20 protein-coding genes are annotated in these 23,576 nt (G+C 39.7%); 10 read left to right on the forward strand and 10 right to left on the reverse strand.

The window, feature by feature from the left end; all coding sequences use genetic code 11:
- From G7B18_RS14015 to G7B18_RS14030, 4 genes are all read right to left on the reverse strand, one after another.
- Positions 1–721 (reverse strand): hypothetical protein (locus tag G7B18_RS14015; protein WP_205600329.1); only part of this gene is annotated, 721 nt, incomplete at its 3' end.
- 151 nt (positions 722–872) lie between these two features.
- Complete coding sequence (locus G7B18_RS14020; protein ID WP_079642723.1) at positions 873–1,598, reverse strand: YebC/PmpR family DNA-binding transcriptional regulator; 726 nt, start codon at positions 1,596–1,598, stop codon at positions 873–875.
- A 4-nt stretch (positions 1,599–1,602) separates the two neighbouring features.
- Positions 1,603–2,553: an NAD-dependent epimerase/dehydratase family protein gene (locus G7B18_RS14025; protein WP_164110934.1), complete on the reverse strand. Its 951-nt coding sequence runs from the start codon at positions 2,551–2,553 to the stop codon at positions 1,603–1,605.
- A gap of 160 nt (positions 2,554–2,713) precedes the next feature.
- Positions 2,714–4,369, reverse strand: coding sequence for a lamin tail domain-containing protein (locus G7B18_RS14030; RefSeq protein ID WP_164110935.1), 1,656 nt, complete (start codon positions 4,367–4,369; stop codon positions 2,714–2,716).
- 290 nt (positions 4,370–4,659) lie between these two features.
- Between G7B18_RS14030 and G7B18_RS14035 the strand changes: the two genes are divergently transcribed.
- The gene (locus tag G7B18_RS14035; protein WP_164110936.1) at positions 4,660–5,649 is read left to right on the forward strand and encodes an aspartate-semialdehyde dehydrogenase; all 990 of its coding nucleotides are present in this window, start codon (positions 4,660–4,662) and stop codon (positions 5,647–5,649) included.
- A gap of 379 nt (positions 5,650–6,028) precedes the next feature.
- Here G7B18_RS14035 and G7B18_RS14040 read toward each other — a convergent pair whose 3' ends face one another.
- Complete coding sequence (locus G7B18_RS14040) at positions 6,029–7,024, reverse strand: Kelch repeat-containing protein (protein ID WP_164110937.1); 996 nt, start codon at positions 7,022–7,024, stop codon at positions 6,029–6,031.
- 4 nt (positions 7,025–7,028) lie between these two features.
- Complete coding sequence (locus G7B18_RS14045) at positions 7,029–8,393, reverse strand: DUF4270 family protein (protein ID WP_164110938.1); 1,365 nt, start codon at positions 8,391–8,393, stop codon at positions 7,029–7,031.
- Between the two features lie 118 nt (positions 8,394–8,511).
- On the opposite strand from G7B18_RS14045, the gene G7B18_RS14050 reads away from it, so the two are divergent.
- From G7B18_RS14050 to pncA, 3 genes are read left to right on the forward strand one after another with little or no spacing between them, the layout of a single operon-like run.
- Complete coding sequence (locus tag G7B18_RS14050) at positions 8,512–9,939, forward strand: sensor histidine kinase (protein ID WP_164110939.1); 1,428 nt, start codon at positions 8,512–8,514, stop codon at positions 9,937–9,939.
- Positions 9,936–10,613: a response regulator transcription factor gene (locus tag G7B18_RS14055; RefSeq protein ID WP_164110941.1), complete on the forward strand. Its 678-nt coding sequence runs from the start codon at positions 9,936–9,938 to the stop codon at positions 10,611–10,613. Before G7B18_RS14050 ends, G7B18_RS14055 begins: the two co-directional genes overlap by 4 nt.
- A 9-nt stretch (positions 10,614–10,622) precedes the next feature.
- The gene (pncA, locus tag G7B18_RS14060; protein ID WP_164110943.1) at positions 10,623–11,213 is read left to right on the forward strand and encodes a bifunctional nicotinamidase/pyrazinamidase; all 591 of its coding nucleotides are present in this window, start codon (positions 10,623–10,625) and stop codon (positions 11,211–11,213) included.
- Here pncA and G7B18_RS14065 read toward each other — a convergent pair.
- Positions 11,210–13,969, reverse strand: coding sequence for an outer membrane beta-barrel protein (locus G7B18_RS14065; protein ID WP_164110945.1), 2,760 nt, complete (start codon positions 13,967–13,969; stop codon positions 11,210–11,212). The genes pncA and G7B18_RS14065 overlap by 4 nt on opposite strands.
- Positions 13,970–14,117: 148 nt before the next feature.
- Between G7B18_RS14065 and G7B18_RS14070 the strand changes: the two genes are divergently transcribed.
- The 6 genes from G7B18_RS14070 (at position 14,118) to G7B18_RS14095 (ending at position 21,672) form a co-directional block, all read left to right on the forward strand.
- A complete protein-coding gene (locus G7B18_RS14070) occupies positions 14,118–14,660 on the forward strand; it encodes a TetR/AcrR family transcriptional regulator (RefSeq protein ID WP_164110947.1) in 543 nt (180 codons plus the stop codon).
- Positions 14,661–14,755: 95 nt separating this feature from the next.
- Positions 14,756–16,459: a glycoside hydrolase family 3 protein gene (locus G7B18_RS14075; protein ID WP_164110949.1), complete on the forward strand. Its 1,704-nt coding sequence runs from the start codon at positions 14,756–14,758 to the stop codon at positions 16,457–16,459.
- Between the two features lie 335 nt (positions 16,460–16,794).
- Entirely contained in the window at positions 16,795–18,222 is a 1,428-nt protein-coding gene (locus tag G7B18_RS14080) for an L-serine ammonia-lyase (protein ID WP_164110951.1), read from the forward strand.
- A gap of 62 nt (positions 18,223–18,284) precedes the next feature.
- Complete coding sequence (locus G7B18_RS14085; RefSeq protein ID WP_164110953.1) at positions 18,285–19,106, forward strand: MBL fold metallo-hydrolase; 822 nt, start codon at positions 18,285–18,287, stop codon at positions 19,104–19,106.
- A gap of 47 nt (positions 19,107–19,153) precedes the next feature.
- Positions 19,154–20,449 carry a chloride channel protein gene (locus G7B18_RS14090; protein ID WP_164123189.1) on the forward strand — a complete coding sequence of 432 codons (1,296 nt, stop codon included), beginning with the start codon at positions 19,154–19,156 and terminating at the stop codon, positions 20,447–20,449.
- Between the two features lie 443 nt (positions 20,450–20,892).
- Positions 20,893–21,672, forward strand: coding sequence for a hypothetical protein (locus G7B18_RS14095; RefSeq protein WP_164110956.1), 780 nt, complete (start codon positions 20,893–20,895; stop codon positions 21,670–21,672).
- Positions 21,673–22,195: 523 nt separating this feature from the next.
- Here the strand turns inward: G7B18_RS14095 and G7B18_RS14100 are convergent.
- From G7B18_RS14100 to G7B18_RS14110, 3 genes are read right to left on the reverse strand one after another with little or no spacing between them, the layout of a single operon-like run.
- Positions 22,196–22,372 carry a hypothetical protein gene (locus G7B18_RS14100; RefSeq protein ID WP_164110959.1) on the reverse strand — a complete coding sequence of 59 codons (177 nt, stop codon included), beginning with the start codon at positions 22,370–22,372 and terminating at the stop codon, positions 22,196–22,198.
- The gene (locus G7B18_RS14105; RefSeq protein WP_164110961.1) at positions 22,357–22,680 is read right to left on the reverse strand and encodes a hypothetical protein; all 324 of its coding nucleotides are present in this window, start codon (positions 22,678–22,680) and stop codon (positions 22,357–22,359) included. Before G7B18_RS14105 ends, G7B18_RS14100 begins: the two co-directional genes overlap by 16 nt.
- Complete coding sequence (locus tag G7B18_RS14110; RefSeq protein WP_164123191.1) at positions 22,677–23,294, reverse strand: hypothetical protein; 618 nt, start codon at positions 23,292–23,294, stop codon at positions 22,677–22,679. Before G7B18_RS14110 ends, G7B18_RS14105 begins: the two co-directional genes overlap by 4 nt.
- Between the last annotated feature and the right edge of the window lie 282 nt (positions 23,295–23,576).

The raw sequence follows: 23,576 nt of genomic DNA on the forward strand, positions 1-23,576 counted from the left end.
CAGGTGGTTCTATATTAGTGATAGGAGCTGGTTCTTCGGCTTTTTCTACTGGAGCGGTGCCCTTAGTCACGCCAGCTTTAAATCTGGGTTTGAATCCAGCCGGTTTACTACCACTTGCTTTTGCTTCCTCTTCGGTTGCCACAGGTGGTTCTATATTAGTGATAGGAGCTGGTTCTTCGGCTTTTTCTACTGGAGCGGTGCCCTTAGTCACGCCAGCTTTAAATCTGGGTTTGAATCCAGCCGGTTTACTACCACTTGCTTTTGCTTCTTCTTCGGTTGCCACAGGTGGTTCTACATTAGTTATAGGAGCTGGTTCTTCCTGTGGAGTCATTTTTATGATGTCCGGCTTAAATCTCGGTTTGAAACCCGATGGAGGAACATTTGACGTTTCTTGTGAGGTTTTTGTGTTTTCAACACTTTTGCTCGTTGGCTTCGACCCAAATTTAGGTTTAAACCCAAGTTTAGCGCTCGTTTTAGCAGGTTCGATATCCACAGGTGAAGCAGTTTCTTTTGGACTACTATTTTTAGGTAAATCTGCTTCTTCGGTCAATAAATAACTTTTTCGTAACTTATTAAACCAGAATTTTTTGGAATGATCAAAGCTTTTTTCGCCCATTGCCCTATAGTGAACCTCAAATTCCCGATAGAGTTCCTGATTTGCAGATTTCAATGCAAAAAGATCTATTTTCTTTTTTATAAAAAATTCTTCAAAACTGAGCATACCCAAACTTAAATAAAATGCTTTGAATTCACCACCAATAGACTGTTAAAACGTTCATTCAGAAAAAGAAACTAACCCTACGTAATCAAAAACCTTCACACGTTGGAAGTGTGAAGGTTTTTTTCTTTTAGCATAGTCTCCTTAGACTTGACTAGTCCATATTGTGGTAAACAGCCTGAACATCGTCATCCTCTTCGATTTTATCGATCAGTTTTAAGACATCAGCCGCTTCTTCCTCTGTCAATGTGCTATGAGATAATGAAATGCGTTCTAATTTGGCAGAAGTTACTTCAATGTTTTTTTCTTCCAATAAGCGTTGCATATTCCCAAAATCTTCAAAAGAAGTCTGTACCACAACGATATCATTTCCTTCTTCATCAGATTCTACGTATAGTTCCTCGAGACCTCCGTCAATTAATTCCAGCTCTAGCTCTTCTACATCCAACTCTTCCGTTGCTGGAAATCTGAAAATAGATTTACGTTGAAATATGAAGTCTAAAGATCCTGTTTTACCTAAAGAACCCCCTGCTTTTGTAAAGTAGCTACGGATATTTGCTACTGTTCTATTCGTATTATCAGTTGCCGTTTCAATTAATACCGGGACACCGTGAGGGCCGTAGCCTTCATACACAAACTCTTCGTAACCTTTCGAATCCTTTTCGGAGGCGCGTTTGATTGCCGCTTCAACACGGTCTTTAGGCATATTTACCGCTTTCGCATTTTGGATTGCAGTACGTAAGCGAGAGTTATTTTCAGGGTGAGGGCCTCCTTCTTTTACAGAAATTGCTATTTCTTTTCCTAAGCGTGTAAATTGTACGGCCATTTTGGCCCAACGCTTAAATTTTCTTTCTTTTCTAAATTCAAAAGCTCTACCCATTTCTTTATTTGTTTGTTTTAAGATTTTCGATCATGTCCTTTGTCATGGCTTCCAGGTCATAAGCTATTTCCCAGTTCCAATCTTTACGGGCATATACATCGTCGATACTTTGCGGCCAAGAATCGGCAATAGCTTGGCGAGGATCTCCCGAGCTGTAAGACATCTCAAAATTAGGAAGAATTTTTTTAATTTCTTGTGCGATCATTTCTGGAGTGAAAGAAATACCAGCAAGATTATAGCTGGACCGGATGGTTAAGTTCTCCGAAGGGGCATCCATTAACTGTATAGTAGCACGTACGGCATCATCCATATACATCATTGGCAGAGCGGTACCTGCTGATAGAAAGCTCTCATAACTGCTTTTAGCCAGGGCTTCAAAGAAAATATGTACCGCATAATCCGTGGTTCCTCCGCCCGGAGCTGTTTTCCAGGAAATTATTCCAGGATAACGAATACTACGGATATCCAAACCGTATTTAGCATGATAGTATTCACACAGACGTTCGCCAGAAAGCTTACTGATACCATAGATGCTATTTGGGTCCATTACGCAGTATTGCGGGGTCTCCACTTTTGGTGAGTGAGGTCCGAAAACAGCGATTGAACTAGGCCAAAATATTTTCTTAATACCACCTAATTCCACAGCAAGATCCAAGACATTTAATAAACCGTTCATGTTCAAATCCCATGCAGTCTGTGGGTATTTTTCTCCTGTAGCCGATAGCATCGCCGCTAAAAGGTATACCTGAGTAGGTTTATGCTTTTCGAAAAGGGCTTTTACAGCATCTTTATCAAGGACATTGATAATTTCGAAGTGATGATCAGGAGCTGTGATTTGTGGTTCTCTGATATCCGTCGTAATTACATTCTCAGCGCCAAATTTGGTTCTTAGTGCATCCGCTAGTTCGGTGCCGATCTGACCGTTTGAACCAAGGATTATAATTGTTTCTTTCATTAAAATAAATATTTTACGAGTGTTTGTTTATTCAAAGACCATACACTCGGTTATGCGATGTAAAACTATGAAAGCTGTTGGCCGATGTTTTGCTAATTTAAAAAGCGGCATATACGTTAACTTTCGGTGCTGCAAAGATAGGTGTTTTATCGCGTTTTTGTCAATAGTACTGCGATTTATAAACCATGACAAAAGACCCTTTAAAAACTTCTCTGGAGCCAGTGTCATCATAAATTTCAGCCCAATAAATGTAGTGACCAGCAGGTGCTTGATGCCCATTGTCACCCCTGCAGTCCCAAGTGATTTTGCCCTCAGAAGCGGTACTTTCGTTACGAATCAAACGTTTGACTAGTATGCCTTTTTCATTGTATATATGTACTGTCAACATGTAATTGGTCGCCTTCAGTTTGTAGTTAATCTCCAGTTGATCCTCAAAGCTATCTCCATCTGGCGACACCGTTTTTGCACGCAAATAAAAATTGTTTTTTATTAAAAAGTTATCCACAATTAGTGAGTTTTTGTATCCAGGAGTTGCGCCGCCGACCAATGTTGACGCAGATTTGAAGTTGCCGGGATGATTAGTTTCTTCTTCATAGGAAGCCCTTTCTAAAGACACCCCTTTAGGATTATTGATCCAAGGGTTATGCATATTGCTATGGTAGTACAGCGAGTCGATAAGAGATGTCGTTGAAAATAAGGTTACTACTCCTTGTTGATTTGGGTAGGCCGGTAAGCTAGGAACTTCACGGATATGGTCATATACTGAATTGGGGTACTCCTTCATCAAGGTCTCTTTTTCTGTTGTTAACACTAAAAAGTCGCCTGCCGAAATTAATAGTAACTGATTAGATATAGGCCGATTCCCCAGTTTCCACCCCTGCAGGTTTATCGGGTATTCCGTTTTATTATAGAGCTCTATAAAGTCGGAACTTCCATCTTTAGGGTTAAATAGGATTTCATTAATCACAATAGCATTATGTTCGGAGGGTTGTTGATTGAAAAGGGGGTAAGGAGACATTGAGATTTGACTGCCACAAGTCTGGAAGTCATTAATGGTTAACGTATACAGTTTGTTTTCCTCTAAAGACTTGTTAAAAATAAGGATAAGTGTGTCCTGACCCGTATTCCAAGAGATTTTTGAAAGGACTTCATCTGCGTTATTTATAAGAATTTGTTCTTTTGTAAAAATAGGCAGGATGGTTTTATCTACATTGAAGGTGATACGGATAGTGTTATCCCTTATTTTTCCGTCCGTAATCTTAATGTCTGGCGTGTGTTTACTATTAAATATAGAATTTGGAGTGCCGGGGGTGCCGCCGCGCATTGCAACGGATGAGGTCCAGTTGGATGCCATATTACAGAGCCAGTTGGGGTTGATACGTTCCAGACTCCAACCACCGTTCTTTTTTGATAGACTTTCGTGCCAGCTGTCTTTGTAGGATACTTTATCAATTATCAAATTCTGTTGATAAACGGTGATAGTAGCACCTGTATTACTTAAGACAATCCAACTGGATAAAGCAATGACATTTCCGTAGTTTTCTAAAAAAGGTTCACCCTCTTTAGGGCATAAAACCACCAGTTGCTGCGGTGCTAGAAGATAAGATGGAAGAACTATTACTTTGTTGTTGACTTTTAAGCTAATTTCAGAAAGGTTCTGTACGGACGTTCCGTTGTTAAAAAGTTCAATATACTCAAATTCCGGAAGTTGGCCTCCATTTGGATTTGCCATAACCTCATTGACAATGATCCCTTTGCCGTATAGATAAGTTATGGATACAAAGATACAAAAAAATGTAAAAAGCAGCTTTTTCATATGACTGATAATTGGTTCGTTATAAGAAAAATACAGTTTCTCTATAATGTACAAGATAAAGAATAATTTTTGCTCAAATACATCTTTTATACATTGAATATTCGGTCAGCAGACATATTATTTTGATAAATTAGTAATTTTAGGGCTTTATACAGCTATTTTCTGTTAATATTCCTCCGTTAAAAATGAGAAAAATGTAATTTTTTCTATAAAATACTCCTCTTTATTTACTATGTTTGACATCGTGAATTTAGAATAGAAGTCACGTAAGTACTAAAAATTATAAGAAAATGAAAGTAGCAGTAGTTGGCGCAACTGGACTTGTTGGGTCAGAAATTTTGACGGTATTGGCGGAAAGGAACTTCCCCGTAACAGAATTAATTCCAGTTGCCTCCGAAAGAAGCAAGGGTAAGGAAATTGAATTCAACGGTAAGAAGTTTAAGACGGTGACTCCCGATGAAGCTATTGCATTGAAGCCACAAGTGGCCCTGTTTTCAGCAGGAGGAGGAGTGTCTACGGAGTATGCCCCTCTATTTGCCGCAGCTGGAATTACCGTGGTGGACAACTCATCAGCATGGCGCATGGATCCATCAAAAAAATTAGTGGTACCCGAAGTAAATGGAGATGTGTTGACCGCAGAGGACAAGATTATCGCTAATCCGAACTGTTCAACTATTCAGATGGTGGTCGTATTAAAGCCTCTACATGAAAAGTATAAGATCAAGCGCGTCGTAGTATCCACGTATCAGTCTGTTACTGGCACAGGAGTGAAAGCAGTGCAGCAATTGAAGGATGAAAGAGCAGGTGTAGAGGGCGAAAAAGCATACCCGCATCAAATTGACCTTAATGTGATTCCGCACATCGACGTTTTTCAAGAAAACGGCTACACCAAAGAAGAAATGAAGATGATTCAGGAGACCAATAAAATTATGCAAGATAATTCTATTAAGGTTACTGCTACAACAGTGCGTATTCCTGTTGTGGGAGGACATTCTGAGTCTGTTAATATTGAGTTCGAGAACGATTTTGATTTAGACGAACTGCGTTCGGCCTTGAAAAGTCAAGAAGGGGTAGTCGTTGTAGATAATCCAGGTAATCTGGAGTATCCAATGCCTAAAGACGCGCACGGCAAGGACGAAGTCTTTGTAGGTCGTATCCGTAGAGACGAATCACAGGCAAATACAGTAAATCTTTGGATTGTTGCCGACAATTTGAGAAAAGGAGCTGCGACAAATGCAGTGCAGGTTGCCGAATTGCTTAATAAAAAGGGACTAATCTAGTGAACTAACCGTAAACATATATATACCAAAAAAATGCCCTCATTCGAGGGCGTTTTTTTGGTATATAACGTAATTGTCAACACTAGTGGGAGAGAAAAAATAGGACTAAAAGCTGGATATTGGTGATATATTGATGACGATTACGTAAATATGAATGACATTGTAATAGAAAGCATATTATTTGAAATTAATTCGTGAATCAAATAAATCAAACTCCAGCTGGGCAGATTCACCTCCGGAGATGAACCCGATTCTCTGTTATCGGGAGAGCTCATTGATTCCATAAAAAGCATGCGTTAATCAATAAAATACCAATTCTAATAAGTAAAAAAGGCGAATACTGATGTATTCGCCTTTTTTACTTATTATAATGTTTTGATTAACGTACTTGTGTAAATACCCAAGTATCATCAAATTTTGTTGCACTGTTCATACCAGTAGTCAAGTAACCTTTTCCACCGATAGAGAATGAAACAGCTCCCTCTCTAGCATTCTGAGGTAAAGCTTGGTGTTTACTTTCCCATTTGTTACCAGCTACATCATATTTCCATACATTGCCTAATACAGAAGCTTTTTTACCACCAACTACATAACCGAAGTTACCGATTACAAATGTTGATGCTGATTGACGGGTTAGATCGTATGTATTAGACGCATCTTTCAAAGGTGATAATTCAGCCCAGTTAGAACCATCAAAAGAATAGAAATCCTCAGGGAATTGGTTGTTATCCATACCACCACCGATATATGCTTTGCCACCTACCACAAAAGCAAATGCGTTAACGCGTTTGTTTTTCAAAGGGTTCTCAATACGAGTCCATTCGTTTGTTCCAGGCGTATATTTCCAGAAATCCTTCAATGTTTTTTGTGTTTTTGTAGCACCCGTACCTACGTATCCAGCACCGTTCAATGTAAAGGCAACAGCACCATAGCGTGCGTCAGCTTCTGCAGGAAGAGGTGCGATCTCTGTCCATGTGTCTGCCGCAGGATCATACATCCAAAAATCACGCAATACATCCGTACCATTAAAACCAGTACCTACATAACCTTTGCCACCGATGCTAAAGCCTACAGCACCATTACGAGCCTCGCCTTTAAAGTCAGCAATACGAGACCATAGGTTATTTTTAAATGTCCAAGCATCTTTTGTACGTTCATTTGTTGACAAGATGCCTGTTGCTAGATATCCAGTCTCACCGATTTGAAAAGAAGCTGCTGCACTTCTTGGGTCACCATCAAAAGCAGAATCTTTGACCCATTCCGTAGGACCTGTATCGGTTGTAGAGTCAGTATCATCGCTTTTCTTACATGAATTAAAAGCACTTAACGAAAAAACGCAGGCCAAAACTACAACAAGCCAATTTTTCTTATTCATAAGATTATTTGAATTTAGTATATACAATATTTAATTTAATTTTTGGTTTGCCATTCTCCGTGGCGATCATTGTTCCATTAGCTGTTCCGAACAGTGCCGGAGAAGCTGTAGATAATAATAAAGAAGTTCCCCTATATTCAGGAAGATTTACATTTTTAATATAATCAATCAAATTAAAAACGTAACGTCCATTCACACCCGAGTCGTTACCCGGTATAAAAGTCGCTTGTTGGATACTGTTTGAGAATGGAACCCTTACATAAGAAATCGGCACACCGTTACTATTTGCAATCAATAACATTAATTGATTGGGAGATGGGTAAAAACCATAATTCTTACCTGTCGTCTCGATAATTAGTTCTACTTTATTCACCGCTAGATCTTCCTCATACATGAATTCATTTAACGAAGGAATCGTCATTTTCGCTACAAGACCACCACCCCCTTGGATAAATACCTCGCCATTTGTCGCTGTACTACTAATTTCTCGGTTTGTCGTATTTAGACTTGCATAAGCAGTCCCTGTACGGTCATGCTCGATATTGTTAAACTGATAAGATTTGCCTCCGGCAGAGATTACTTTAGCACCTTTTTTTAGGAAACCATCAGATCCCACGTACGAATAGTTGACGTTCATTTGTAGGGTATCACTTAATCCTAAAATAACCGTATTTTGCGAACCTGGTACAAGAACAAGACCTTTTAAGTATTGTTGAAAAGATTCATTCGACGTTACGTTGATATCATTAGCACGTACCATATCGAAAATTTCCTGTCCAAAAGCTTGATTCAATCGTACACTTATGCTGTCCAAAGAACGGATCGTGGGATTGAATGTTTTCGCCCCTAAAGCGGTTGCGTCAAAATTAAATTTTTGATCGTTGAAGATTGTAGGTCCAGTGACATAGATTGGTGTATTATAATTGTCAATGGCATTAGTGATATCTTTAGTTACGATTTCTTCTGTAACGCGGTGCACAGCGATTGTTTGAACTTTTGTCGTATCCCCATAAAAATATCTCGATCTGTTTGGTCTTAGTACTAAATTTACAGAATCAAAGACTGCATTCGTTGGGATATCGTTTATTAATGTTTGCAACTGTACCAAGAAATACGAAGAGGACTTTAACGAGCCTACTTTAGGTTGAGTCGATTTACCCACCAGCAAAGTTCCTGTACCAGCGGATGGCATGTTTAACAATTGAAATGTAGACGTATTTATAGTCATGGAGTCAACAACAACAATACCCATGTTATCATTGGGATTTTCCAAAGACACACTCATCTCTTTGTCACAGCTAGAAAAGGAAACTGTTGTAGCAAGTAAAAATAGAAATAAAAGGTATTTAAAACGTAATAATTGCCTCATATATATTAGTTGACATGCAAATGTAAGTAATACGTATTGTTAATATGTGTTATAATTTGTTAAATATGACCCTAAACAATTCGTGGTGCAAATCTAAGAATTTAAATTTGTTTTAATCATGTTAAAAAAGTATAAAATATTGATGGTGATGATCGTTCTTTCCCTTGTTGGGATAGGCGGTATTGTGGGCGTTTGGCTTTATGGAGGGTACGTTAATAGACGTGAGATATTTGTGAATGAGGTGGAGAGGGGGCTTTTTAATGCTGTTCAATCCTATTATATAGATCATGAGGGCGTGTTCAATGAAAAAAGAAATAAAAGTATTGCTAAAGAAGGTAAGCTTTTTGTTTCGCGTATCAAATCTCTGTATTCCAATGTCGATGAGTTCAAAATACAGAATCTTTGGGATAGTCTTGCACGTGAACGAATGCGCCGGTATGCTGAGCGCCGGGAGGCTAAAAAAAAGGGAGATGGCGAGCCTGTCGCAATTATGCCATCCTTCCTATTGCAAAATGTAGACTTCAATGACAGTACGCTCAATGAAGTAAACACTCTTCTGCGGGAATCCTTAGCGGTAAAGGGGATCACAACTCCAATAGCGGTAGATATCAAAACTATAACAGATGGAGACCGGCCCCGCGGTCCGCATCGGATAAAAATTGATGCCGATGGGACAATTTCAACTCGACCTATATTGGTCAACTCCACACAGGATCAGTTTCTCTTAGCCCAATTTGAGCAACCCATTTTCTACTTGTTAGGTAAAATGGCTATACAACTCATTGTTTCTGTCTTGTTGATTTTAGCGCTAATAGGTGCCTTTATTTACTTATTGTGGACTATCAATAGACAAAATAAATTGGCTCTTCTGCGCAAATCTTTTGTTAATAATATGACGCACGAGTTGAAGACCCCTGTTGCCACAGTAATGGCAGCGATAGAATCTATTCAGCGTTATGGAGCCAAGGACGATAAGAGTAAGATGGAAAAATACCTAAATATCTCGCATCGCGAACTTCAACATCTCTCTAATATGATTGAGAAGGTATTGCAGCTTGATATTGATGAGGTCAGGGGGATAATGATGCAAAAGACGAGTATCGATTTAGTTCAGCTACTTGAAGAGGGGGTAGAAATAGCACAATTGGGAGCCGGGAAGCCTGTGGTTATTGATTTTAAGAATGATCTTAATGAGTTTTCAATTCAAGCAGATTCTGCACACTTAAAAAACGTGATAAGTAACCTGTTGGACAATGCCATCAAATATTCAGGTGAGTCCGTCAAGATAAAGGTTAAGCTAATAAGAGATGCTGAATTTGCGCGGATATCTATTTCCGACGATGGACTAGGAATTGATGGAAGTTATTTAAAGGATATATTTGAGATGTTTTTTAGGGTGCCTAGCGGCAATCTACATCCTATTAAAGGTTTTGGGTTAGGATTGGCCTACGTTAGACAGGTCGTAAGACAGCATGGTGGAAATGTCGAAGTAGAAAGCATCTTGGGGAAAGGAACTATATTTACACTATCAATACCTATAGGATGAATAAAGTGAAGATATTATACGTTGAGGATGAGCAGAGTTTGGCTCTTATTGTAGCAGATAGCCTTGAAGATCATGGTTTTGAAGTTGTTCATCGCGAAAATGGGCAAGAAGCCCTAAATTATTTTAAGCGTGAGAATGCAGATATTATTATACTAGATGTTATGATGCCATTGATGGATGGTTTTACCGCCGCCACCGAGATCCGTAAAGTGAATCCACATGTGCCGATATTATTTCTCTCAGCGTTGACACAGACAGAAGACGTTGTAAAAGGCTTTCATTTAGGGGCAAATGATTACATCCGCAAGCCTTTCAAGATTGAAGAGTTGATAGTCCGTATTGAAGCGTTGTCCAAACGCGCAAAGAAAAGTATACGTGCGTTGTATGAGATAGGAGATTATTTGTTGGATACCGGTAAAAATGCACTGCGACACGTTTCCGGAGAAGCAAAGCTTTCTTATCGGGAGACCGAATTGATACGTCGCCTGTTCGAGAACAAGGATAACGTAGTTCCGCGTGAAGATATTATTAAAACCTATTGGGGAGACGATACCTATTTTACTGGGCGTAGTCTGGATGTATTTATCAGTCGGATTCGAAAATATTTCGCACATGACGAAAGGGTTAAAATAACCAACGTCCGGGGTATTGGCTATATTATGAATATTGATTAATTTAAGAGGATGAAAGCACTGATAATTATAGATATTCAAAATGATTTTCTCCCGGGTGGAGCTCTTGAGGTGGCCAACGGTGATCAGATTATTGACACGGTTAATATGTTGCAGTCTCGATATGATCTCGTTGTTGCGACACAAGATTGGCATCCAAGCAACCATAAGAGTTTTGCTTCACAGCATCCCGATCATAATATCTTCGATCTTATTGATCTAAACGGGTTAGAACAAGTCTTGTGGCCTAACCATTGTGTGCAGGGGTCTAGAGGAGCTGAGTTGGCCGATACTTTACGGCAAGAACGCATAGAAGCGATATTTAGAAAAGGTATTGATCCTGCTATAGATAGTTACAGCGGTTTTTATGATAATGGTCGACGTAAGAATACGGGGTTGCACGGTTACCTACAGAATCGTGACGTTACCGAAGTGCATATTTGTGGTCTAGCCGCAGATTTTTGTGTCTATTTTACGGCTATGGACGCTTTGAGTTTAGGGTATCGAACACTTATCTTATCCAAAGCAACGAAAGCAATTGACAAAGAAAACTATATGGATAAAAAGCAAGCTTTTATACATTCTGGCGGACTCTTTATCTAACTTCCTTTTCTTCCGATCGGCATTTTGCCACCGAATTGTCTCAGGTTGTATGTAAATGATAATAGAAAATAACGGTTCAGGGTGTTGGATGTCACATCCGATATATTATTTTCATTTACTCTCCGGTTTACATTTTGAGCATTGTTTAGTAGGTCGAACCCCTTAAAGGCCAATTCACCGTTTTTACGTTTCAATAATTTGTAACTGATAGATGCATTCCAAATGGATGTTTCGATGCCTGGACTTCCCATGATACCACCATTGAGTAAATACATAAATTGCGATGAAAGAACCAGTTTTTTAAAGAGTTCTACTGTTACATTGTTGTTTATTCTATGCGTGAACACTTCATAACGTGGTACTCTGGCTATCGGGTTTCGGGTGAATCTCCCATCTATTTTATAGTTTAATCCGACTACATACTGTTTGCTGAAATTCGAATTAAAACCAATACTTTGTCCAAAGCCATAGGAAGTGCTGTTCACAAGATCTCCATTTATTTTTGTCAGATCATTGTTGTAGAATATTCTGGTATTAGTGTGTAGATTAATTTTAAGGGGTTTAATCGGAAGACCATAACTGTTGTTGATCCTGAAATTGTACGCACCATTTACGTTAGTAGGTACGGTATATTGCCCGCCCGCTCCCAAAATCACATCGTCAAATAACGTTGTAGTTGTGTCCGTCATTAATACCGAGTTGATTATTTTATCGTTCAGATATTCAAAAGTTGCATTACTCGTTAATGTCCGGCCCGAGCGCTTGTTTACGTCTTTGTATTGCAGTTTCAAGGTGTGTGCATACTCCTGATCTAGATTAGGGTTTCCGTTGGTGATGCGCAACTCATTTTGATTGTTGATAAAGTCTTGGAGCTGATTAATGTTTGGTGTGTTCGTTTGTGTATTATAGTTGAATTCAAAAGTTCTGTCTTTAGAGAATTTATATATGGCAGTAAATTCGGGCAGTAAACTGCTGAAGTCGGCCTTAGTATGAAGGTTTAACGGTACAGTACGGTTATTAATACGAATACCATGTTGATAATTTAATCCTATCTGAATCCGAAGTGAATCTTTCATGTTATAAGAATAAGACATACCTGCGCTATGATAGTTATAGTCATTTCTAAATTCGTTCGAAAGCCTGTCCTTTAATTCCCCCAACTGCCCTGTTTCCGCTAGAAATTCAAATGTTTCCCGATTAGAATAGTTGGCCGTGTTTCTGAAATTGTAATTAGCCTGAAGTCGACTACGGCTGGAAAGCTGCTCCGTAATGGAGAGTCGAGCACTAGCACTAGATCCGTAACCGTTTGTTACACTTTGGTTGTTATTTGTGTCTCTGCGGGTCAATAGTGAATCCTTATAATATGATGTCATAGCGAGATTGAGTCCCAGTACATCGTTTGTGCTTTTATTCCCATTAATCCTCAGTGATATCGATCTCCCTTTTTTTGAGAATCGATGCATATAAGTCAATGCGCCACCAAAATTTAAATTTTTATCATCATTATCATTCGAGCGTACAGATTCATTGATAGGGTCAACACGCTCTCTGTTCGTCTGACTAGTGGAACTGCTCTGCCTAAAATCCTGAGTGAAGTTAAAGTTTGGAGAAAAGTCAATTCTGTTAGTAGAATCGATATCCCATTTTATGCGACCACTAAATTTGTGTTCTTTGCTTAAGTTATTCGATAGTTGTTCTTGTGTTCTAAATTGATTCGCCTGTTTGTCATTGAGGTATTCGATGTTCGACTGCGTATTTGTTCGCGTAGAAAGAGATTTGAAGTTGTAGTCTCCACTGGCCTCCATTTTCTTGTTTAGGTAAGTGTTGGTAAAATTGATGGCGCCTGCATAGGTATCTGACAGACCTCTTTCCGTGTTGTTGTTTCCTCTTCGTCCACCTCCACGCCCCTGTTCAGCAAAGTTGGTTTCGTTGATGTTGTTTGCCATAAGATTTATGGCGTACTTTTTATCCCCATCAAAGGAATTGATAGAAGTGTTGATTCCAAACTTGTCACTGTTACCCTTGCCTGCATTTGCTTTTCCAAAGTATCCACGACGTTTGTCCGGCTTAGTGATAATGTTGATTACCTTATTACGCTTCCCATCATCAAAGCCTGAAAAACGAGCCTGTTCCGATTTCTCATCAATTAGTTGTATTTTGGCAATGATCTCCGCAGGCAAGTTCTTTAAAGCTATTCGTGGGTCCGAACTGAAGAACTCTTTTCCATCAACAATAATACGCGTGACCTTTTCACCATGTGCTTCCACATTACCCTCCTCATCAATCATTACCCCGGGAATTTGAGCTACCAGTTCGTCGGCATCCGCATATTCCCGTGTTGAAAAATTCTTAGCGTCAAATTCTAACGTGTCCCCTTTCATCACGATGGACTGAGGGGCTGTGATCTCTACTTCTTCAATAGCTATTTCGGCTGGTTCTAAGCGAAAGAAGAAGTACGTCGGTTTGCCATACATTACAAAAGTTTGCAATTCAGATTTAAAACCAACATAATTCGTGCTGATCGTATATCTTCCATCTTCTAGTGTGTGCTGTGTAAAGAGGCCATTAGTATTAGTCCTTACAGATAGTATAGAAGAGTCCTTTTGACTTATTATTCGTAGGGTAACACCCGATAGGGGTTTGGAGGTAGTTTTGTCTACAATATTGCCAGTAACTCTATTTTGGGCAAGTACAGTATACTGTACTATAAAAAAGCATATTATCGGAAATATAAATTTCAGTACACTTGGTTTCACAAGGTTTAGTATTAGATTTTTCGCAGCAATATTAAGTTTTTTATTTGTTAATTACTGTTACATTGTATTAAACCTAAATTAATAATTAAAGCCACTATTCGTGAATGCAAGGCATTTTGTCTAATTTTGTATTGTTCTAAACTGTAGTATGAAGGAAAGCTCGTTAAGTAGAAAGGAGAAAATTTTACAGACCGCATTGACCCTGTTTGCCGAGAATGGGTATGCCGCGACCTCAACCAAAGAAATAGCGGCTATTGCTGGTGTGTCGGAGGCTTTGATATTTAAGCATTTTGGGAATAAGGATACGTTGTTAGCACACCTGATCAAATCAGGATATCGACGGGTTTTGCAACATCATAGAGGTATGATGACGTATAAGAATGCTAAGGACTTTTTGCGAAACATGATTTTCCTTCCCAGTAAGCTAGTTTCGGACGAACCTTTATTTTGGAAATTACAGGAGCGTTTGTCCCATACGCCATTCTCTAGGCAGCAACATGAACAGTTTATGAAACCGGTACATCCGATCATACAACGTGCCTTCGAAGAATTGGATTATAAAGAACCCGAACTAGAAACACAGTTTTTATTGTTGATTATCGATATGCTCTGGAAAAAAGAAGCTTGTGGAGATGTAATGAATGCCGTGGATCTGGCTATTATGTTAGAAAATAAATATAATCTGATTTAATGCGTTTTTGTGCGTTTTTTTTAAAACTTTTGCAAATTATACGCTATTTATATATATAAGTATTATTTTAGAGCCTTAATTATAAAACAAACAGTATGATAAAGTCAATTATAGTCAGTGCATTTTTGTGCGGTTTGACAACAGTGGGATTTGCGCAAAAGAAGCCTGCTTTTGTTCCTTTTATCAATCAGCAGCATCAATGGGTGGATTCGGTTTTTAATAGTTTAACGCCCAAAGAGCGCATTGGACAATTGTTTTTGGTACGTGCGCATACCAATCTGGGACAAAAATATATTGACTCCGTAGCTACAGTGGTTAAGACAGAGCAGCTCGGTGGATTAGTTGTTTTTCAAGGAGGGCCGGTACGTCATGTGGATATGTACAATCAATACCAAAAGCTCACTAAGGTACCTCTGTTGATTACATTTGATGGAGAGTGGGGATTAGGGATGCGTTTGCCAGATTCTACACAGTCTTTCCCTTATCAGATGACTTTAGGAGCCTTACAGGACAATAGTTTAATTTATGACATGGGACGAGAGGTGGCCAAGGATTTTTTGCGAATGGGCATGCATTTTAATTTTGCTCCCGTAGTTGATGTCAATAACAATTCTAAAAATCCGGTGATTGGTTTCCGTTCTTTTGGGGAGAATAAAGAGAATGTCGCTCGCAAAGCCAAGGCTTACATGGAAGGAATGGTTGATGGTGGAATTATTGCTTCGTTGAAACACTTTCCAGGACATGGCGATACCGATGTAGACTCGCATTATGATTTGCCACAACTTAACTTTTCTAAAAAGCGGTTGGAAGAGTTAGAAATGTATCCATTTAAGGAATTGATAAAACAGGGAGCACCAGCAGTTATGGTGGCGCACATGCATATCCCTGCGTTAGACAATACACCAAATATGCCTTCTTCTATTTCTCGCAAAGTCGTTACCGATTTGCTCCGCAATGAGTTAGGCTTCAAAGGACTGACAGTAACCGATGCTATGGATATGAAGGGCGTTAAAAAGTTCTTTCCAAATGGCGAGGCAGATATCATGGCTATTGAAGCTGGACACGATCTGTTAGAGGTATCCGAGAATAGCGGTAGAGCTATCGATCTGGTGGAAAAAGCTATAAAAAGTGGTAGAATAAATCAGGTTGAGATTGATGCACGCGTAAAGCGTGTTTTGGCTTCCAAATACTGGTTGGGACTGAACAACTATCGTCCCACGAATAGGAACGGTCTTATCACAGACTTAAACCGACCAGCCACCAAATCCCTTATTCAGCGAATGGGAGATGCCGCTGTGACAGTGCTAAAATCGAACAAGCGTATACAGTCCTTTGACGCAAAGCAAGAGACTGCTGTCGTAAGCGTTGGTATCAGTCAAGCGCAGGATTTTGAAAAGGGATTGGCTGTTCAGCTGACAGCGGGAACCAACTATTATATAACAGGGGCAGAGACCGTAGAACAATTAGATAGTTTGGTGAAAGTGATTAGAGACCACAAGCAGATCGTACTTGCGATACATGACAACCGTTCCCGTCCACGTCCTGAACTAGATATAAAAGACCCTGTAAAGAAATTTGTCGATCGGATTGCAGGCAGACGTACGGTTACAGTGATGTTTACCAATCCCTATGCGATCAACTCCGTTGATGTAGCGCGTAGTGCATCGATTATATTGGCTTATCAAAATGATGACTTTATGCAACGTTCTGCATTAAAGGTATTGCTAAAACAGATTAAGGCTACTGGTAAACTACCGGTGACGATAAATAAAGAATTTGCCTACGGAAAAGGAATTTAATTAAAGGAGCTGACTGGGTGAGACGTAAATTGGTGAAACCGTAAAGTTGTTAAAAGGATAACAGTTTTACGGTTTTACCTTTTTGTCCGATGACTAATCTAACCTATTAAAACGCTTAAACTCTAGAACCTCTATCACTATCATAACTGGGTAACATCATAACATGATCACTCGTTAACACAATAACTCCCCTCCCTACCGAAAGAATTACCAAAGAGACTCTCCAAAAGCATGAGAATGTAAACATTTTCTTCTTTTGTAGACGCTTCTTTTTATTTCATTTATATTAATGATAACTTTGACCCTGATTTATAAAATAGACTTAAGTTATCATAATGGCACAAGAGCAAATTTCCGTGTTTGATATGTTTAAAATAGGTATCGGACCTTCCAGTTCGCATACTTTAGGGCCTTGGAGAGCAGCGCAGCGTTTTGTACAGAAGTTAGTTGAACTTTCTGTTTTCGAGGATGTGCAGCAGGTCAATATTTTACTCTATGGGTCTTTAGCCAAGACAGGTGTCGGTCACGGTACAGACATAGCGGTATTATTAGGTCTTAGCGGCGATGATCCGGTTACATTTGATGTCTCGCAGGTCATGCCCAAGGTAGAAGATATAAAAAGCAATGGAAAGCTGGTTTTGGGGGGAAATCACGAAATTGACTTCAATTATCAAGATCAGTTACTTTTCTTATTTGATCAGAGTTTGCCTTTTCACCCCAATGCCGTTACTTTTCAGGCTTTTCTGAATAATGGTAAAGCTATTTCGGAAACCTACTATTCTATAGGTGGAGGTTTTGTTGTTCAGGAAAATGATTCCGAGACCGTATTGTCAGAGGTAGACATGCCGTTTCCGGTCGATAGTGCGCAGCAATTGATGAGTGCTTGTATGCGTACAGGTTTAAAAATATCGGAAATAGTATTAGAAAATGAGTGCTCCTGGCGTCCGGAAGCAGAGACCAAGTCAGGTATTCTGCGCATTTTTCAAACCATAAAAGAGTGTATCTATAAAGGTTGTCACACTGATGGGGTGCTGCCGGGAGGACTGCACGTCGAGCGCCGGGCGGCAAAGATGAATAAGCGCATGCTAAAGGGCCGCGAATACAGCGATTACCAAACCTGGCTTGAGGCTATACGTCAAGGTGGACGTGATTTCGGATATATTTTGGACTGTGTAAGCTGTTTTGCTTTAGCGGTCAACGAGGAAAATGCATCATTTGGCAGGGTCGTTACCGCTCCCACAAATGGAGCTGCAGGTGTTATTCCTGCGGTGTTACAATATTATATTGCCTTTTACGATGCTTTTAATGATGATAAAGTGATCCAGTTTATAGCAGCAGCTTCTGAGATCGGTTCTATCTTTAAAAAGAATGCTACTATTTCTGCTGCAATGGGAGGCTGTCAGGCAGAGATCGGAGTCTCTTCGGCTATGGCTGCAGGCGCACTGACCGAATGTCTTGGGGGGTCGCAGCGGCAAGTGCTGATGGCGGCAGAGATTGCTATGGAGCACCATCTAGGACTTACCTGCGACCCGATCGGAGGATTAGTGCAGATACCATGTATCGAACGTAATACCATGGGCGCGATCAAAGCTATTACAGCAGCTCAATTGGCATTACAGTCCAACCCAGACAAAGCAAAAGTTAGTCTTGATGCGGTCGTTTCGGCTATGTGGGAGACCGCTCAGGATATGAATGTCAAATACAAAGAAACAGCCGATGGTGGTCTAGCGGTAAAAGTACCGTTGAGCTTACCGGAGTGTTAGTGTAAAATATTTGTAAGCCCTAGCCTTAATAAGCTAAGGCTTTTTTCGTTATTTTTACAGCTATGAAATACGCCGCAATAGCTTCAGGGTCGAATGGTAACTGCTATTACATAGCCAAGGGAGAGGATGTCGTTCTCATAGACGTAGGGATCAATACCAAACATATATTGTTACGTATGGCGAATTTAGGGCTTTCTCCCGCTGCAGTAAAGGCCATTTTCATTACACATGAACATACCGACCATATCAAAGGACTTTCTGTATTCTGTAAGCGGTACCAGATTCCTGTATATCTCACGAAAGGCACCTACAAAGGAACCAAATTACGCTTGCCAGAGCATTTGGTGCATATCATCAATGCCGATGCCCGAATAAAAGTTGGAGATCTGACAGTAATTGGTATTCCTAAATATCACGATGCCAAAGAGCCTTGTAGCTTCGTCGTTACCGATGGGGATACTAATGTATCTATTCTGACCGATCTAGGCAGAGGTTGTGATAACGTGAAACATGTCATTCAACATTCCGATGTGTTGTTATTAGAGTCCAATTATGACGAGGAAATGCTTCGTACGGGGCGTTACTCTTATTATCTTAAAAACCGGATCAGCTCAGGTTGGGGCCATATCTCTAACAGAGAGGCATTGGAACTATTATTGGAGCATAGAAGTCCACGACTTAAGCATTTAATACTCGGCCACCTATCCGGCGAAAATAATACGGTGGATATCGTCGAGCAGACCTTTGCGTCGCATTGTGATGGGATAGAATTATCTATTGCATTACGTACGGAGGAAACACCTCTGTACGAATATTTGCCAGAAATGCAGACTATATTGAGGTTTGTGTATGAAGAGCAACAGATTACTTTGACACAGTTTTAAAAAAGTCCCTAATAAGTTTTAACTTTGAACGGTCATTTCAACGCAATATGTTAAAGCAGCAAATATTTCGGAAGCGTGTCATTCGTTACAACTATTTCAAGCTTTTTCTTTCCGTCGTTCTTGTTAGTCTAATGTCCTGTATATTAGCTTTTAGTCTAAAGCATCTGACCGAGTTTTTTCAACACTATATCTATCATTATATTCAGGGGCAACAGGTTGCTCTATTTATTCTATTACCGTCAATCGGGATTACAAGTATCTACTTTCTGCGTAAGTATGTTTTTCAGAATCGTAAAAACAAAGGAATTAAGGAAATATATACCACGTTAGAAACGAGAAAAGATCACCTGCCTTTCTTTAAGGTCCCTTCCCATTTTATCAATGGATTTTTAACCGTCATTTTTGGTGGATCGACCGGAGTAGAGGTATCTACGGTGGTCGCTACAGCGACAGTAGGCAATCAGGCCTATAAACGTATACATTCTGCTTGGGCGTTTAAGACCGAGCTGATCTGTGCTGCGGTTACCGTTGGTGTTACCGTACTGTTTGGAAGTGGAATAGGCGGTCTGCTCTTTGCTTTTGAAGTCATCGCACGCCGGTTTAGCAAAACACTTTTATTCAGCGGTATGGTGTCGATGATATTAGCCTATGCATTCGTCTATTTTTTTGATAGTAAGCCGATCTTACCTTTTGAGGTGACACACTGGAACTTATCAGCCTTGCCCTATATATTTCTGGTGGCGATATTGGGAGGAGTATTAGCGCTTTATTTTACCAAGTTGGTCATCTATGCAAAACATTATTTCGGTACAATCAACAGCAACTTTATTCGGGTTAATCTAGGTGCAATAACGGTAGGTGCTTTAATCTTCTTCCTGCCCCAACTTTATGGCGACAGCTATGCTGGGCTGAATGAATTGCTCACCTGGCGCCAGCTCAATCCGATGGGGCAACTGACATGGCTACCTTTAGTACTATTGCTATTTCTTAAGCCGATAGCTGCATCATTGACACTGGGGGCTGGTGGAGACGGCGGTGTCTTTGCTCCAAGTATCGTTGCGGGAGCATTTCTGGGATTGTTATTTGCTCAGCTGTGCAATCATTGGTTCGGTACAGAGCTGATCCTGCTTAATTTTGCGCTGTTTGGTGCCGTGGCTATGCTTTCTGCCGCTATACATGCACCTTTTGCAGCTTTGTTTATTATCATGAGTGTTGTTCCTAACGGTCTGCAATTGTTTATTCCTTTGCTGATCGCCAGTATTATCGCTAAAATCTTTGCTAAGTGGGTATACCCTTATAATGTGTATACCTATAAAGAGGATCCTAAGGTGGTAAAGATTTGAGGTTGTGTGTTGCTACGGCTGGCTTAAGGCAAAAGTATCAACGGTATGTACTTAGTAATCATAGAGAACTTTTACAGTATTATCTAAGGCCTTTTTTTTATGTACTGGTTCACGCTATGCCCTTCGATAGTTCTTGCAGACAGCTAGGAGGGTGGTTCGAGACTGGCTCGGGGGATTTTCGGTTGTTGTTCGGTGATGGTTAGCCATCGAGTCAAGGCGTAGCCGAAGACTTACCGAAGGATAGTCGAAGCAGTCCCGAAGGAATCCCGAGGATGGTAAGAAGGAGTATCGGAGTGTAGTCGAAGCTATAACGGAGTTGAGGGGACTTGAGCAGACTTAAGGCGACTTGAACGGACTTTATGAGTGGGATTTGTTCTGTTGTTTGATTTTTGGTAACTTGTAGGTTTTAAGTTTGTTGTAGTCTTTAACCAATTGTCTCTTTTATGGACGAAATTATCAAAGAAGTTGTTTCCCAAAAATTGCGTAAGCATGGTGCAAGCTATAATCTTAGTGAAAATAGTAAGCTCGCAAATGTGGATTTTACCTACGCAAGCAAGGTGAGTTCTAAGATATATCAATACGGTAAAAAGATATGGCCTGAAATGGCCAACCGATCTGTTTTTAATCGCTTGACGAAGAATGTAGGTGAGCTCGTTCGGTTGGACGAGAAGCATGAGTTAGGAGGGTTGCGTATAGGCTTTGGTAATAGCTCTGCTTTAAAAGACTTCCGTTGGAATAAAAAACGAACCTTCTCGCGACTTGTTCCGTGGCAAACGGAGATCCAGTATAAAGAGGGTCAAAGAGATATTTTAGTGAAAATTCTAAAAGACAAGCTGTGGAGTGTTTCAAGCACTGATAAACGGATAAGTTCACTATGCATTCGTTATCATGCTTTGAAAGTACCCTTTGAATTGGATGATGAAATTGACTTTCTCTACTCCAAGGAACTTCAGGTGTTACCAGGTAAAGAACCGCCGGCAAAAGAAACCAAGTTTTCGGTGCCAGATTGGGACAATTGCTTGATTATCGTGACAGGGGTGGTTCGCTGTCGCCTGTGGCATGCCGATGGTAAGGAAGATTATCTGTCCAACAGTCAGGCTTTTATGGCAGCCGATATACTAGAAGTTTTTCGGATCCGTGATGGAAAGTTTATGAAAGATGTGGTCCGGGAATCAACACCTGTGCAGAAATCTACTCAAGAAGGAGGAACAGAGTGGGTGTAGCAGTATGGGATAGCTCTTGTAGTTTTTTGTCGGTTAATGGCGAAAATTACGACTTGATTTAAGTGCTCAATTAAATTTTCTAATTTCTTGCGTAGTACATCAATTTCTGTTGAATTTCGGTTAGTAGGTCGAAAGTTACTTTAGCGTCACTGTTTCTTCTGTAAAATACTTCAAGTATAGTCAATACAGATTATTTCACAAAATCTATCAGATAATTAAGGTTATGAGTTGTTGGTGTGTAATGAAGAAAATATTTAATTAAACCCGACCAAATTTTTTCAAAAGACAAACTAATAACGTAGGATATGGACGCTGTATGTAACACTAAGTCAGTTGTTTTATCATATGAACAGCACAGTGCATAAGCTCAGTTCGAATGGTTATACCAAATTTTGTAACATAAATCCAGATTTATTTTCTCCATTTCGATTAGTTCTCCCTCTTTCAAATATTCCCTATCGCTATTTCAACACTCTGCCGATTGCGATAAGTTGGTGCGAAATACATCTCCTTTTTTCAGTTTCTATTCAACCTGTTCAGGTATCTCTTGTATTAAAGTCACCATAGTCTTCTCCGGTAGTAACTTCATAACACAGTTTTGCAAGTTCATAATAGGCCTATTCTGATTAGACATGGTAGCAAAGAGGTAATAATGATGTACCTCATTGTGCGACTGTTGTACATTCAGTAGGTTGCACATGCTGTCTTGCTGTAGAGTCCATGTAACTGACCATAGGTTTCCAGTGCATTGTGGATAAGGTCGCGATGGTTGTTGTTAATGTTTGTTGACTTTTCCATATCGATTCTGGTTTTGATAATGTCGGTTTGTTGATGGATATTCAGGATAGATGAAAACTTTTTTATTTCTTGCAGTAGTTCTTGTTTATAGTCCGCTATCCGTCCAAATGTGCGATCCGCAATATTCTTGCAAAATTCGATTTTCTGGAGATCCATTGTAAAGTGGTGCTTGTAACGAGATAACGTATAAGATTCCGTAAGCCTATTCATAGCCTGTTTATCTTCTTTGCTAGTAAGTAGACTAGACTGCCCAAACGGGGATCATAAGGTTTGAAGAAATCTATATTTTGCTTTAGTGAATACGTGCGTTCCTCGACTCCCAATAACAATTTGTACGCTTTGCGTAATGCTATTTCTAGAGCTTGATGGAGCATAAACGCAGCATTCGAGTATATTTCCTTATCATAATAAAGATGGTAGCCTTCCATAAAGGCTATAATTTTGTCCTTTTCTCTTTTTATATATTCTCTTGTTTGTTCCATGAGATCTTCGATATTAAGGTAGGTAAGGGGTAATGCGTTTACATGTTCGGGATTCAAATAGATGTGGTTCCCCAGCTGACAATGGAGGTGTAATCGGCCAAGTCCATCATCGATTCTGGATTGCACATTTCTAGTGTTATGGAAGGTGAAATAGTGGCCTTTCATGGGATGAAGCGTACGTTGGCTTCGTTCGCGAAGAGTTCTACTACGTTGTTTATTGTGTATATGTCTTTGTACAATTGTTTGCGTTATCCCATTGCGGCTGTAGGTGCATAAGAATATATCGTTGACAGTGAGATGCTTGAAAATGATTTCAAAATTAGATTTCGGTGTGGTTGTCATGTCCAATAGGATTAAGGGTGAAAATATGCTACATTGTCTTTGTGAATATGTAGAAGAGTATCCGGAAGTCGGAGGATTTTGTATGTTTTTGTTTCCATTGTTGTATGTGGTTTATAATAGTGCTCGTTTACCTTTCTTTTGTTCTACAAGAAAAACTCCTGCTCTATTGTAGGCTAAATAGGAGTTACGCTGATGTAAGACGGAAACTCTATTTCTAAGCGATTCTTTTGCTGGATTTGATTAGTTACACTCTAATCAGTTACATCTCAGTCTTCCATCTAG

The organism is Sphingobacterium sp. xlx-130 (genome assembly GCF_011007405.1).
GTDB lineage: Bacteria > Bacteroidota > Bacteroidia > Sphingobacteriales > Sphingobacteriaceae > Sphingobacterium > Sphingobacterium luzhongxinii.

Excerpts from the sequence above, each read along its gene's own strand:
- G7B18_RS14020 (WP_079642723.1), bottom strand. The coding sequence starts at position 1,598 with ATGGGTAGAGCTTTTGAATTTAGAAAAGAAAGAAAATTTAAGCGTTGG.
- G7B18_RS14025 (WP_164110934.1), bottom strand. The coding sequence starts at position 2,553 with ATGAAAGAAACAATTATAATCCTTGGTTCAAACGGTCAGATCGGCACC.
- G7B18_RS14030 (WP_164110935.1), bottom strand. The coding sequence starts at position 4,369 with ATGAAAAAGCTGCTTTTTACATTTTTTTGTATCTTTGTATCCATAACT.
- G7B18_RS14035 (WP_164110936.1), top strand. The coding sequence starts at position 4,660 with ATGAAAGTAGCAGTAGTTGGCGCAACTGGACTTGTTGGGTCAGAAATT.
- G7B18_RS14040 (WP_164110937.1), bottom strand. The coding sequence starts at position 7,024 with ATGAATAAGAAAAATTGGCTTGTTGTAGTTTTGGCCTGCGTTTTTTCG.
- G7B18_RS14045 (WP_164110938.1), bottom strand. The coding sequence starts at position 8,393 with ATGAGGCAATTATTACGTTTTAAATACCTTTTATTTCTATTTTTACTT.
- G7B18_RS14050 (WP_164110939.1), top strand. The coding sequence starts at position 8,512 with ATGTTAAAAAAGTATAAAATATTGATGGTGATGATCGTTCTTTCCCTT.
- G7B18_RS14055 (WP_164110941.1), top strand. The coding sequence starts at position 9,936 with ATGAATAAAGTGAAGATATTATACGTTGAGGATGAGCAGAGTTTGGCT.
- pncA (WP_164110943.1), top strand. The coding sequence starts at position 10,623 with ATGAAAGCACTGATAATTATAGATATTCAAAATGATTTTCTCCCGGGT.
- G7B18_RS14070 (WP_164110947.1), top strand. The coding sequence starts at position 14,118 with ATGAAGGAAAGCTCGTTAAGTAGAAAGGAGAAAATTTTACAGACCGCA.
- G7B18_RS14075 (WP_164110949.1), top strand. The coding sequence starts at position 14,756 with ATGATAAAGTCAATTATAGTCAGTGCATTTTTGTGCGGTTTGACAACA.
- G7B18_RS14080 (WP_164110951.1), top strand. The coding sequence starts at position 16,795 with ATGGCACAAGAGCAAATTTCCGTGTTTGATATGTTTAAAATAGGTATC.
- G7B18_RS14085 (WP_164110953.1), top strand. The coding sequence starts at position 18,285 with ATGAAATACGCCGCAATAGCTTCAGGGTCGAATGGTAACTGCTATTAC.
- G7B18_RS14090 (WP_164123189.1), top strand. The coding sequence starts at position 19,154 with ATGTTAAAGCAGCAAATATTTCGGAAGCGTGTCATTCGTTACAACTAT.
- G7B18_RS14095 (WP_164110956.1), top strand. The coding sequence starts at position 20,893 with ATGGACGAAATTATCAAAGAAGTTGTTTCCCAAAAATTGCGTAAGCAT.
- G7B18_RS14100 (WP_164110959.1), bottom strand. The coding sequence starts at position 22,372 with ATGTGCAACCTACTGAATGTACAACAGTCGCACAATGAGGTACATCAT.
- G7B18_RS14105 (WP_164110961.1), bottom strand. The coding sequence starts at position 22,680 with ATGAATAGGCTTACGGAATCTTATACGTTATCTCGTTACAAGCACCAC.
- G7B18_RS14110 (WP_164123191.1), bottom strand. The coding sequence starts at position 23,294 with ATGACAACCACACCGAAATCTAATTTTGAAATCATTTTCAAGCATCTC.